The 12,182-nt window shown below is 65.4% G+C and carries 10 protein-coding genes and 1 pseudogene; 9 read left to right on the top strand and 2 right to left on the bottom strand.

Annotated elements, in window-relative coordinates; genetic code table 11:
- Positions 1–5: 5 nt before the first annotated feature.
- Positions 6–1,502, bottom strand: coding sequence for an alginate export family protein (locus OX459_RS07320; protein ID WP_289904384.1), 1,497 nt, complete (start codon positions 1,500–1,502; stop codon positions 6–8).
- 210 nt (positions 1,503–1,712) lie between these two features.
- Between OX459_RS07320 and OX459_RS07315 the strand changes: the two genes are divergently transcribed.
- Both OX459_RS07315 and OX459_RS07310 read left to right on the top strand, forming a co-directional pair.
- Positions 1,713–2,849: a helix-turn-helix domain-containing protein gene (locus tag OX459_RS07315; RefSeq protein WP_289904383.1), complete on the top strand. Its 1,137-nt coding sequence runs from the start codon at positions 1,713–1,715 to the stop codon at positions 2,847–2,849.
- Between the two features lie 142 nt (positions 2,850–2,991).
- Entirely contained in the window at positions 2,992–4,800 is a 1,809-nt protein-coding gene (locus OX459_RS07310; protein WP_289904382.1) for an NAD(P)/FAD-dependent oxidoreductase, read from the top strand.
- A 73-nt stretch (positions 4,801–4,873) separates the two neighbouring features.
- On the opposite strand, the gene OX459_RS07305 is transcribed toward OX459_RS07310, so the two are convergent.
- Positions 4,874–5,440, bottom strand: a complete 567-nt coding sequence (locus tag OX459_RS07305) for a YceI family protein (RefSeq protein WP_099667289.1) — start codon at positions 5,438–5,440, stop codon at positions 4,874–4,876.
- A gap of 26 nt (positions 5,441–5,466) precedes the next feature.
- On the opposite strand from OX459_RS07305, the gene OX459_RS07300 reads away from it, so the two are divergent.
- The 7 genes and pseudogenes from OX459_RS07300 to OX459_RS28050 all read left to right on the top strand — a co-directional run bounded on the left by OX459_RS07300 (position 5,467) and on the right by OX459_RS28050 (position 12,112).
- The gene (locus OX459_RS07300; RefSeq protein ID WP_289904381.1) at positions 5,467–5,703 is read left to right on the top strand and encodes a hypothetical protein; all 237 of its coding nucleotides are present in this window, start codon (positions 5,467–5,469) and stop codon (positions 5,701–5,703) included.
- A 71-nt stretch (positions 5,704–5,774) separates the two neighbouring features.
- A complete protein-coding gene (locus tag OX459_RS07295; RefSeq protein WP_251348086.1) occupies positions 5,775–6,290 on the top strand; it encodes a sigma-70 family RNA polymerase sigma factor in 516 nt (171 codons plus the stop codon).
- A gap of 8 nt (positions 6,291–6,298) precedes the next feature.
- A complete protein-coding gene (locus OX459_RS07290) occupies positions 6,299–7,294 on the top strand; it encodes a FecR domain-containing protein (protein ID WP_289904380.1) in 996 nt (331 codons plus the stop codon).
- A gap of 101 nt (positions 7,295–7,395) precedes the next feature.
- Positions 7,396–10,317: a TonB-dependent receptor gene (locus OX459_RS07285; RefSeq protein WP_289904379.1), complete on the top strand. Its 2,922-nt coding sequence runs from the start codon at positions 7,396–7,398 to the stop codon at positions 10,315–10,317.
- Between the two features lie 35 nt (positions 10,318–10,352).
- Complete coding sequence (locus OX459_RS07280) at positions 10,353–10,973, top strand: biliverdin-producing heme oxygenase (RefSeq protein WP_289904378.1); 621 nt, start codon at positions 10,353–10,355, stop codon at positions 10,971–10,973.
- Positions 10,973–11,404 (top strand): annotated as a pseudogene (locus OX459_RS07275) (YbaN family protein); the annotation flags it as partial. The gene OX459_RS07280 and the pseudogene OX459_RS07275, both read left to right, overlap by 1 nt.
- A 36-nt stretch (positions 11,405–11,440) precedes the next feature.
- Complete coding sequence (locus OX459_RS28050; protein WP_354669658.1) at positions 11,441–12,112, top strand: TonB family protein; 672 nt, start codon at positions 11,441–11,443, stop codon at positions 12,110–12,112.
- The last annotated feature ends 70 nt before the right edge of the window (positions 12,113–12,182 follow it).

Genomic DNA, 12,182 nt, shown 5'->3' with positions numbered 1-12,182 from the left:
AATACTTAATAGACCCAGACGACGTTGGCCAGCCAGCCCGTCCACGTCCTGGCCTGGCCATTCACCAGTTGGTTGACGCCCGACTGCGCGAACGAAGCGCTGAAGCCCAGGGTCAGGTAGGTATTCGGGTTGACCACGCGCACATACTTGACGAAGACATCGTTCGCCAGCATCGGACGCAGCACGCCGGCGATCACCACGGGCGCGTCGCCCGGCACGTCGAGGCGCGTGGCCTGGCCGAACTGCAGCGGGCTGCCCATCTGGTTGGCCCGTACCTGGGCCAGGTAGGCGGTCACGGTATCTTTCGGCGTCGGGTGCAGCTCGATGGTAGCCTGCAGCGCATTCACGTTGGCATTGACGAAGACCCAGGTTGCCTTGCTGCCAGAAGCCCAGGCGCCCGGCGTGCCTTCGAAAAACAGCGGGTCGAAGCGCTCGTTGCGCGCCGTGCGGGGATCGTCGCCTGAAAAACTCTGGTAGCCAAGCGTGAACTTCGGCGTCCAGGCCACGTCGGGCAGCGAAAAGCCCCCTTCCGTGCGCCAGCCCCAGGCCCGCATCGGCTCGCGCGTATTCCATTCGCGCGCCGCGTCGACGCCGAACCAGCCTTTCGGCAGCACGGTGGGCAATACGGGAACGCGCGCGTAGCCATACACGAACTGCAAGTCTTTGCGGCCTTCGGGCACGGCCAGCGGCGCGCCGATGCCGCCTGGCGCCGCCTGCGGATACGCGGCATGCGAACGGGGCACCTTGCCATATGCAATGCCGGCCTTGCGGTCGTTCGCTGGCGCATAGCTGAAATCAACGCCGACGACGCGCGTGCCCGAATCGTTGTCGGGGTTTTCATTCGGGTCGAGATAGAACGCCTGGGCGCTGACCGCATCCTGGCTTATTTTCGCCACCACGGAATTCTGGAAAGCCTTGCGCGGCCCCAGTTTCAGTGCGCCACGGTCAAAGCCGTTCGAGCCGCCATTGGCGATCAGCATGCCGGTGCCCAGCGTGAAATTTTGCGCGCCGGCCGACAAGTCGAGCGTGGCGCGCGTACCGCCGAGCGGCATGCGGATGCCGGCGACGAATTCCTCGATCGAGATGCGGCCCGTATCGCCGGCACCGAATGGATCATGGCGCGCCGTGCCCGAGCCGACGGCGGACACGCGCGCATACAGCTGCTTGCCGTCGCCCAGATTGCGCTTGAAGCCAAGAGCCGGCTTGACATAGAACTCGTACCAATAGGGGTTGAATTCGAAGCCGGGATTACGCGCAGGCGTATTCGACAGCTTCCAGAACAAGTTGTTTTCGCCGGCCACCTGCACGCCCGCTTCCACGGAGCGCGTCACTTGCCAGTCGGCGCCGATGGCCGGTTCGACGGCGGCGCGCCGGGCCACTTCCTTTTCCAGGCTGCTCTGGCCATCGGGATCGAGCTGGCCGGCGGCGCCGCAGGAGGCGCTCGCTCCCAGCAAGGCCAGCACCATCGTTCTGCGTGCCAGGAACATCGTTTGCATTGCCATAGATATCCCTTGCGCTGGCTGACTGTCAATTTGAGCGAATGTTATCAGAGATGCTCTTTTTTATTGTTGTAAAGCATCCTATTGTGCGGCGCGGCTGTGGTGAGACGAACGTCTCACGGCAGTCCCATGCTGCAATGCGGCATGCATGTGCCGGCGCTTCGTGCTAAAAACGGGCATACCATAAAAAATACCGAGACACCGGAGAGCGCCATGCCCTACGTCCGCCAGACCAGCCATATCGACCGCGTGCGCGACCTGATCGCCGGCCGCATCGTCAAGCCAGGGGCCGATACGGCCAGGCTGGCGTCGTCGTACCGGCGCTCGCTGGACGACTACCGGCTCGACCCCGCCTCCACCACGGGGCCGCGCATCCTGACGGGCGCCGAGCTGCGCGCCATCCAGCAATCCGAGGAAAATTTTCTGCGCTCCACGGGCCAGTGCCTGCCGCGCCTGCACGCCATGGTGCGCGAAGCGGGCTACTGCGTCATCCTCGCCAATGCGCGCGGCGTGACGATCGACTACGCGGTCGATGCGGACCAGCGCAAGGATTTCAAGAAGGCGGGCCTGTATCCGGGTTCGTGCTGGTCGGAAGAGGAGGAAGGCACGTGCGGCATCGCCTCCGTGCTGCTCGACCATGAAGCCATCACCGTGCACAAGACCGACCATTTTCGCGCCGCGTTCACGGGCCTGACCTGCAGCGCCGCACCGATCTTTTCGCCGCACGGCGACTTGATCGGCGTACTTGATGCCTCCGCGCTGACTTCCCCCGATGCGCGCGACAGCCAGCGCCTGGTCAGGCAACTGGTGCGGCAAGGCGCGACCCTGATCGAAGACGGCTTTTTCCTGAAGTCCTACGGCCATTGCTGCATCCTGCTGGCGCACCGCAACCGCCACTTCGTGGAAGTGCAGCCGGAGATGCTGCTCGCCATCGACGAGCATGGCGACATCGTCGCCGCCAACCGCTGTGCGCGCGACGTCATCGGGGGCCTGGACACCCTGCCGCGTCCCATCGGCGACGTGCTGGAAGTGCGCGCCGAGCGGCTGTTCGATTCGCGCGCGGGACACAATCTGCTGTCCTTGCGCCTGGCCGGCGGCAGCACCTGGCTGCACGCCCGCGTGCGCGCACCGCTGCGCCAGGCCGGCGTGCGCGCCACGCGCGAGGCGCCTGTCGCGCCGGACGCACTGGCATACACCGCGCCGGAACAGGCCGAACGCACGCGCATCGTCCACGCCATGAACGCCGCCAAATGGCGCCCGCTGCAAGCGGCGGCCATGCTGGGCATCTCGCGCGCCACCCTGTACCGGCGTCTCAAGCAGTTGCACATCGTGCCGCCGCACCGCCAGTAGCCATCCGAAAAGCTGAGATTTCCGTCTCAAATTCAGCCATGCTGCGCTGCGCAATGCAGCGCCGGAACGCCAGTGTTACAACATCGTCAGCGGCAACACAGCCGCATCCCATCATAAAGTCAGCAGACTTGGAGGAGACACGATGCAAACCGATAGCAACCCGCACGACCTGGCCGTGGCCGGCATCCTGGAGCAGCTCGAAGGCGCGCTGCGCGCCGGCGACGGCACGGGCGCCGCGCAATTGTTCGAACAGGACGGCTACTGGCGCGACCTGGTGCTGTTTACCTGGAATTTGAAAACCCTGGAAGGCCGCGAGCAGATCGCCGCCATGCTGGCCGCCCAACTGGGCGCCGTGCAGCCGCTCTCCATCCGCATCGCCGACGGCGAACATGCCAGCGAGGCCGGCGGCGTGCTGCAAAGCTGGATCACGGTGGAAACGAAGGCGGCGCGCGGCGTGGGTTTCATCCGCATCCGCGACGGCAAGATCTGGACCCTGCTCACCACCATGAGCGAATTGAAGGGTTTTGAGGAAGCCAAGGGCGGCCGGCGGCCCATGGGCGCGGAACACGGCGCGCGCACCAACCGCAGCAGCTGGCTGGAGCGCCGCGAGCAGGAAGCAAAGGAACTGGGCTACGCGCGCGAGCCCTATTGCGTCATCATCGGCGGCGGCCAGGGCGGCATCGCGCTCGGCGCGCGGCTGCGCCAGTTGAACGTCCCCACCATCATCATCGAGAAAAACGCGCGCCCGGGCGACAGCTGGCGCAAGCGCTACAAGTCCTTGTGCCTGCACGACCCCGTCTGGTACGACCACATGCCGTATATTCCCTTCCCCGACAACTGGCCCGTCTTCACGCCCAAGGACAAGGTGGGCGACTGGCTGGAAATGTACACCAAGGTGATGGAACTGAACTACTGGGGCTCGACTTCCTGCGAATCGGCCAGCTTCGACGAAGCGTCCGGCGAGTGGACGGTGCAAGTGCTGCGCGACGGCCAGCCCGTCACCCTGAAACCGAAGCAGCTGGTACTGGCCACGGGCATGTCGGGCAAGGCGAACATGCCGAAGTTCAAAGGCATGGACGTGTTCCAGGGCGAGCAGCAGCACTCGTCGCAGCATCCGGGGCCGGACGCGTATGCGGGCAAGAAGGTGGTCGTCATCGGCGCGAACAATTCCGCGCACGATATCTGCGCCGCCCTGTGGGAAGCGGGCGTGGACGTGACCATGGTGCAGCGCTCGTCGACGCACATCGTCAAGTCCGATTCCTTGATGGACCTGGCCCTGGGCGACCTGTATTCGGAACGGGCGCTGGCGGCCGGCATGACGACGGCCAAGGCCGACCTGACGTTCGCCTCGATTCCGTACAAGATACTGGCCGACTTCCAGAAGCCCGTCTTCAAGGCCATCCGCGAACGCGATGCGGACTTTTATGCGCGCCTGGAAGAACGGGGCTTCATGCTCGATTTCGGCGACGACGATTCGGGCCTGTTCATGAAGTACCTGCGCCGCGGCTCCGGCTACTACATCGACGTGGGCGCCTCGGAGCTGGTCGCCGAGGGCAAGATCAAGCTGAAAAGCGGCGTCGGCGTACAGGAACTGACAGCCCATTCCATCGTGCTGTCCGACGGCACGGAACTGCCGGCCGACCTGGTGGTGTACGCCACCGGCTACGGCTCCATGAATGGCTGGGCGGCCGACCTGATCTCGCCCGAGGTGGCCAACAAGGTGGGCAAGGTGTGGGGACTCGGGTCAGACACGACGAAAGACCCGGGCCCGTGGGAGGGCGAGCAGCGCAATATGTGGAAACCCACGCAGCAGCAGGCGCTGTGGTTCCACGGCGGCAACCTGCACCAGTCGCGCCACTACTCGCAATACCTGTCGCTGCAACTGAAGGCGCGCATGGAAGGCTTGACCACCCCCGTGTATGGGCAACAGGAAGTGCATCACCTGGCGTGATGGCAGGGGCAAGCAGATAAAAAAATGGCGGCGGACCGAAGTCCGCCGCCATTTTGCATCATGCAGCCAACAATTACTGCTTAATGGCTTCGATGGCAAACGTCAGCGTGACGTCATCGCTGACGGCTGGCGCATATTTGCCGGCGTTGAATTCCGAGCGCTTGATCTTGGCCGTGGCGTTGGCGCCGCAAGCGTCTTTTTTCAGCATCGGGTGCGGTGCGCAGGTGAACGAGGTGACGGTCAGGGTGACTGGCTTGGTCACGCCTTTCAGGGTCAGGTTGCCGTCGACGGAAGCGAGCTTGTCGCCGTCAAAATTGAACTTGGTCGATTTGTAGGTGGCGACCGGGAACTTGGCCGTGTCGAGGAAATCTTCGCCCTGGATGTGCGAGTTGAACAGGGTCGAACCCGTGTCGACGGATTTGGTGTCAATCAGCACTTCGACGGCGCCCGTCTTGGCGGCGCGGTCCAGGGTGACCTTGCCAGTGGTGTTATTGAAACGGCTTTGCTGCGTCGAGAAGCCCATGTGGGTGTACTCGAAGCGGGGGAAAGTGTGGCTGCCATCGATGACATAGACTTCAGGAGCGGCAACGGCGGACAGCGAGAAGCCGGCGGCGGCGATAAAAGCGAGCAGTTTTTTCATTGTAGGTTCCTAACAGAAAGTGGAGGATGTCAAAACCGCAACCGGCTGCAGGCGACTGGCGCATGCGGCTGATTGTCTGGCTTCAGTTGCAACAGATTATGCATGGCATGAAGATCGATGTAAAACGGAAAATATACCTAGTTAGCATCGATAAAATCGATAATACATGGCGATATTCTCTGCGACAGCGCCTTCTGCTGCCGATTATTGTCTGCATTGCCAAAAATATCCAGCGTTATCCGGCGCCTCAGATTACACCATAGATGAGAATGATTCTTGTTATTATTTGATGGGCTTGCTATCATGGCGCGCTTTGATCACGGGGACATGCGCGGTGCTTGAACGCTATTACCAGGAATTGCTGCGCCTGATTTCGCGCTCCACGGGATGCCGCGACAAGGCACAGGACGTGGTGCAGGAAGCCTACGCCCGCCTCCTGGCACGCCAGCCGCAAGGCGGCGCCCGCGCCCTGCATGGCGATACGCCGCCCGACAGCGGCCAGCGCGCCCTGCTGTACGTCACGGCGAAAAACATCGCCATCGACGAACAGCGCTTGCGCCAGAGGCGGCCCCATGACGCGCTCGACGAGCCGCACATGCAGCTGCGCGCGCCGCGCGCCGATGAACCCGAGCAACGGCTGCACGACCGGCAAACCATGGAACGCCTGCTGCTCATCATCGAGGGCTTGCCGCCGCGCTGCCGCCAGGCTTTCGCGCTGTACAAGTTCGATGGCCTGAGCCAGATCGAGATCGCCGCGCAGATGGGTATCTCCGTCAACATGGTGGAAAAACACATCATCAACGGCATGCTCGCCTGTAAAAAAGGCTTGCCCGAGCGGGATACGCTATGAAACAGCACATGACATCACAAGACACGACGGCCGACGACATCGACTTCCTGGCGGCGCAATGGCTGCTGCGCCGCGACGCGGGCCTGGCCGCGCACAACCTGGCGGCATTGCAGCAATGGCTGGAAGCGGACCCGCGCCACCAGCAGGCCTGGCAGGCGCTGGCCCGCACCGATGCGCTGCTGGCCAGCCTGCCCGCGCAGCGCGTGGCAGCCTTCAGCCAGCCCGTCGCGGCGGCGGGCGCGCCGTCATCGCTGCTGCGGCGGCTGCGCCAGGCGGCCTCTTTCCCGCCGCGCGGCGCGCTGGCCGGCGGCTGCCTGCTGCTGTGCGGCCTGCTGGCCTGGCCACTGGCCGGCCATCTGCAGCGCCCCAGCTTCCAGCACGATTACAGCACGGCGCGCGGCCAGTTCGCCACGCAAGTCCTGCCCGACGGCAGCCGCATCGAACTCGATAGCGGCAGCGCCGTCGACGTGGCCCTGTACCGCGACCGGCGCAGCGTGCGCCTGCTGCGCGGCCAGGCCATGTACCATGTACACGCCGACCCTGCGCGTCCGTTCCAGGTCATCGCGGGAGCGGCCACGGCGACGGTACTGGGCACGCATTTTTCAGTGCGCCACGTGGACGCCACGACCCAGGTGAGCGTGGCGCAAGGCACGGTGCGCGTGGAAAGCGAAGCCGGCGCGCACGCCGAAGTGCTGCGGGCGGGCGACACGGTCACCGTCACGCCGCAGGGCGTGCAAGCGCTGGCCAGGGTCAGCGCGCAAGCGGTGGGCAACTGGCGTGCCGGGCGCCTCGATTTCGAGGACGCCACCCTGGCCGAGGCGCTGGCCGAATTCGAGCGCTATGGCGATTCGGGCCTCGTGCTTGACGACCCGGCCCTGGCCGGCCTGCGCCTGAACGGCAGCTTCGACGCGAAGCTGCCGGCGCAGTTTGCCGCCGCCCTGCCCTTGGCCTTGCCCGTGCGCCTGCAGCGCCAGGACGGCAAGCTGCACATTCTCGCCCGCTGATGTATTCCACATGCAGCGAAATAAAATGCATCCGCACGTCAGGGTAAATGAGACTCATTCGTTTTAACTATGAAGGATCACCACATCACCATAGGAAAAACATGCATATGACTCCACCGCGCCATCCCTTGCACGCCCGTCTGTCTCCCCTCTTCCTGGCCATCGGCCTGGCCTTCGCCACGCCCGCCGTGCATGCCGCCGCCGCGCCGGTGGCGCAGGTCGAATGGCACATCCCCGCGCAGCCCTTGAACCGCGCGCTGAACGAACTGGCGCGCCAGGCCGGCATGGTGCTGCTGGCCGACGCGCGCCTGACGCAGGGACGGCAAAGCGCACCGCTGCAAGGCCGCCATTCGCTACCCGAGGCGCTGCGCCAGCTGCTGGCTGGCAGCGGCCTGCAGGCGCAGCTGCAAGGCGGCACGACCATCATCATCAGCGCGCCCGCCCCCGTCGCCGCAGGCGCCGTGCAGATCGGCACCCTGCGCGTGAATGGCCAGGGCGGCAGCGGCACGTTCGAGACGGACGACACGGACCCGGCCGACCTGCCCTACGTCACGTCCGCCTCCTCCGCCTACATCGGGCGCGAACAGATCGAACGCTTCCGCGGCACCTCGCCGGCCGACATCTTCAAGGGCGTAGCCGGCGTGCAGGTGGGAGACAGCCGCAACAGCGGCGCCGTCGACGTCAACGTGCGCGGCATGCAGGGCCAGGGCCGCGTGCCCGTGCTGATCGACGGCAGCCTGCAATCGTCCACCGTCTACCGCGGTTACGCGGGTATCGCCGACCGCAGCTACATCGACCCTGACCTGATCAGCGCCATCCGCATCGACAAGGGGCCGAACCTGTCGGCGCAAGGCGCGGGCGCCATCGGCGGCATGGTCAGCATGCAGACCCTGCGCCCGGAAGACATCCTGCGGCCGGGCCAGCGCACGGGCGTGCGCCTGCGCGGCGGCATCCAGGACAACAGCGTCTCGGCGCCGGACGATTTCGGCAGCACGCCGCGCACGCACCGCAACAAGCTGGGCAACCCGCGCAGCGGCTTTGGCAGCATCGCCGTGGCCACGCGCCAGGACGACTACGACCTGGTGGCCGCCATCAGCCAGCGCAGCATCGGCAACTACTTTTCCGGCACGCGCGGTTTCGAACGCTATCAGCTGCTCAACGAATGGGGCGACGACGATGGCGTGACGCAGTTCTTCAAGAAAGGCGATGAAGTGCTGAACACGGCCAACCGCACCACCTCGGCCCTGCTGAAGGCCAACCTGCGCCTGCCGCACGCGCAGAAGCTGGAACTGGGCTACCGCTATTTCGACAGCAGCTATGGCGAAATCATGCCCTCGCAAATCTACCGCAACAGCACCGGCAGCATCCCGCAATGGGACCCCAGCCAGGTGCGCACGAACGCGCTGACGGCGCGCTACGAGTGGAAGCCGGACGGCCAGAACCTGATCGACTTGAAGGCCAACCTGTGGCTGACGGACATGCAGAGCAAGTCGCGCAACGGCGATATCTTCAGCAATCCGCTGGAAGGCAAGACCAATCCAGGCGACCACGAATGCAAGGAATGCGTGGAAGTGCTGTACCTGGCAAAGAACCAGGCGCGCCGCGTCGGCGCGGACCTGACGAATACCTCGCGCTTCGCCACCGGCATGGGCGCGCTCAAGCTCGATTACGGCCTGTCCCTGCAAAATGAAGATATCGGCCCGGCCGACAGCGTGCGCATCCTCGATGAAGACTTGAACGCCAATCACACGCTGCGCAACGGCAAGCGCCACGAGCAAAGCGCCTTCGCCTCGCTGCAGTGGCAGGCGCGCGACTGGCTGAGTGTCGAGGCGGGCGGACGCTTCCAGCGCTTCGATACGCGCGACCGCAACCGCCGTGCCGAGCAGCAATACCATCCGCAAGGCTGGCAATGGGTCACCATGTGGGACAAGGACGGCGATCAGATCGGCGCGGCGAAGTGGTACCAGGATGCGCAGGGCCGGTTCACGCCCGCCACCAATCCCGCGCTGGTGGGCGGCATGGTGGAAAACTACGGCACCGAGCCGGCGCCGCTGGACGTCTCGCAGGTGGATCAGTGGAGCGGCAATGGCTATGTCTACCGAGACGCCATTCCCGGCCTGTTCAAGTACAGCACGCCGATCCGCCGCAAGGACCACGGTTTTGCGCCCACGTTTGCGCTGACGGCGCGCCTGTCCGACAGCGTCAGCCTGTTCCTGCGCGATGCGCGCGGCTTGCGCATGCCCAGCCTGTACGAATCGACGATGGGCTTCTCGGCCACGTATTCGTCCCCCTTGAACGCCGAGCGCAGCCACAACCGCGAAGTGGGCGTGAGCGTGATCAAGGATGGCGTGTGGAGCGCCGCCGACAAGCTGCGCCTGCGCATCTCCTACTTCGACAACGTCACGCACGGCTACATCACGCGCCGTCCGATTCCCGACTTGCCGGCCTACGCGCAGAATTTCTCGATGGCGAATACGGACAAATACAGCGTCTCGGGCATCGAACTGCAGTCGTCATATGACCGGGGTAGCGTGTTTGCCGACTTTTCCGGCACCTGGAACCGCAAGACCCTGATCTGCGACGCGGCCACGGCGGCCTATTTGCGCAAGGCCAGCAAGTGGAAATCGGATATCTGGAACACGCCCGACTGCTCGCCCATCGGCTTTTCCAGTTCCTACGTGAGCAACCATATCCAGCCCAAGCTGAGCGCCAACCTGACCCTGGGCACGCGCTGGCTGCAGGAAAAACTCACCGTCGGCACGCGCCTGACGCACGTCGGCCATCCGCTGGCGCGCCAGGATGACAAGGCCGTGTGGCAGTCGTGGACGGGCACCTCGCCGCAGGTGCTGACGCAGGCCTACACCCTGGCCGACCTGTTCGCCAGCTACAAGATCACGCCCAACGCCACCGTCGACGTGGCGGTGGACAACCTGACGGACCGTTACTACCTCGATCCGCTGACCCTGAGCCTGATGCCGGGGCCGGGCCGCACGGCGCGCGTCACGCTTGGCGTTCGTTTCTGATTTGATTCATCCTTATAATAGAGAGCAGATACTCCATGCATGCAGCAAGCGACACCAGCAGCACCTTGAACACCGTTCCGATTAACGCGGCCCCTAGCCGCAGCCAGCGCCTGAAAGCCGACACCATGGCCACCCACGACTTGCTGGACCAGCGCATCATGGCCAGCGCGCCGTTTTCCAGCCGCGACAATTACGCGCGCTTCCTGCAGGCGCAGTACGCATTCCTGCGCGATGTCGACGCGCTGTACGACAACGCGCAGCTGGCCGCCCTGCTGCCGGACCTGGAACAGCGCCGCCGCTACGCCAGCATCGCGGCCGACCTGCACGACCTGGGCACCGTCCTGCCGGCCGATGCGGCCACGCCGCCGTTCGACGCGCAGCTGGACCTGGCCACGGCGCTGGGCTGGCTGTACGTGAGCGAAGGCTCGAAGCTGGGCGCGGCCATCCTGTATAAGCTGGCCGGCAAGATCGGCCTGGACGAGCATCACGGCGCGCGCCACCTGGCCGGCCATCCGGACGGACGCGCGCGCCACTGGCGCGATTTTACGTCCGTGCTCGATACGGCCGTCCTTGACGCCACCGGTGAAGCGCGCGTGATCGACGGCGCGCGCGCCGCCTTCCTGCGCATGCATGGCCACGTGGAGGCTTGCGCCTGATGGAAGAGCCAGTAATCCAGGCCGGCGCGGAAGCGCATACGGCACGGCTGCGCCGCTGGGCCTGGACGGCCGCCGGCATGCTGATGGTGGCGCTGGGCGTGATCGGCGCCCTGCTGCCCGTCATGCCGACGACGATCTTCCTGATCCTGGCGCTGGCCTGCTTCAGCCGCGCCTCGCCACGCCTGGAACACTGGCTGCTGCACCACCCGCGCTTCGGCGCGCCGCTGCGCCAGTGGCGCGAACACCGCGCCGTGTCGCGGCGCGGCAAGGTCCTCGCTTGCCTGGGCATGGCCATCGGCTTTGTCGCCATGTGCCTCGGACATCCGCCCTGGTGGGTCATCGTCCTCGTGGCAACGATGGAAATCGCCGTCATCATCTATCTGCTGCGCCGCCCGGAAGGGCCGGCAGCAAAAAAGACGCCGCCGGCGGACTGGCACAAGCCGCTGACCATCGCCACGGTCTTCGCCATGCATGGTGCCCTGCTGGGATGGGCCGTGTACCACCGCGCGCCGGCAGCGCCCGTGCTGGCCATCGCGCCCGACTCCGCGCAGCCGGCCATGCTGCTGTTCCTGCCGGCCGCCGCCCCGCCCCGCCCGCTGGAGCAGAATCTTGCTGAACAGGCCAGCGCCGCGGCCGCGCCGTCGCGCGCCCTTGCCAAAAAGGCAGCACCGGCCCTGCCGCAATTCGTGCCGCCGCAGCCGGATGCCGCGCCCATGCCGCCTCAAGCCGAGGCCGTCGCGGCCGTCGCCGAGGTGCGCCCTGCCCCCGTCACGCCGGCACCGGTGGCCACGGCGTCTGTCGCGGCGGCGCCTCCCTCGCCCGCCCTGCCGCCCGCGCCACAGGAGCTGCGCAGCGGCGTATCGAGCTGGGAAGGCAAGGTGCTGGCGCGCATGGAACGCTTCCGCCGCTATCCGACGGCGTCGCGCGCGAAGCAGGAACAGGGCGTGGTATACCTGCGCTGCCGCATCGACCGCGACGGGCAGGTGCTGGCGGCCGCCATCGAGCGCAGTTCCGGTTCCGCTGCGCTGGATCAGGCCGCGCTCGACACTTTGCAACGGGCGGCGCCACTGCCGCGCATTCCCAAGGAACGGCCGGAGCCGCTGGAATTATCGATTCCCGTCGAATTTTCCATCGGCTGATCGCGTAAAAACCGCTTTTACTCTCGCCAAACACCCATATAGACATTATTTGCATATTCAAAGCAAGATT

Origin of the sequence: Janthinobacterium sp. SUN026, assembly GCF_030397625.1 — a bacterium.
GTDB classification, from domain to species: Bacteria; Pseudomonadota; Gammaproteobacteria; order Burkholderiales; family Burkholderiaceae_D; genus Janthinobacterium; species Janthinobacterium kumbetense.
This window is presented reverse-complemented; position numbering and strand designations above follow the sequence as displayed.

What these genes read in the sequence shown, in the direction of transcription:
- OX459_RS07280 (WP_289904378.1), top strand. Translation starts at nt 10,353, where the DNA reads ATGCATGCAGCAAGCGACACCAGCAGCACCTTGAACACCGTTCCGATT.
- OX459_RS07310 (WP_289904382.1), top strand. Translation starts at nt 2,992, where the DNA reads ATGCAAACCGATAGCAACCCGCACGACCTGGCCGTGGCCGGCATCCTG.
- OX459_RS07300 (WP_289904381.1), top strand. Translation starts at nt 5,467, where the DNA reads ATGTCAAAACCGCAACCGGCTGCAGGCGACTGGCGCATGCGGCTGATT.
- OX459_RS28050 (WP_354669658.1), top strand. Translation starts at nt 11,441, where the DNA reads ATGCATGGTGCCCTGCTGGGATGGGCCGTGTACCACCGCGCGCCGGCA.
- OX459_RS07305 (WP_099667289.1), bottom strand. Translation starts at nt 5,440, where the DNA reads ATGAAAAAACTGCTCGCTTTTATCGCCGCCGCCGGCTTCTCGCTGTCC.
- OX459_RS07320 (WP_289904384.1), bottom strand. Translation starts at nt 1,502, where the DNA reads ATGGCAATGCAAACGATGTTCCTGGCACGCAGAACGATGGTGCTGGCC.
- OX459_RS07290 (WP_289904380.1), top strand. Translation starts at nt 6,299, where the DNA reads ATGACATCACAAGACACGACGGCCGACGACATCGACTTCCTGGCGGCG.
- OX459_RS07285 (WP_289904379.1), top strand. Translation starts at nt 7,396, where the DNA reads ATGCATATGACTCCACCGCGCCATCCCTTGCACGCCCGTCTGTCTCCC.
- OX459_RS07315 (WP_289904383.1), top strand. Translation starts at nt 1,713, where the DNA reads ATGCCCTACGTCCGCCAGACCAGCCATATCGACCGCGTGCGCGACCTG.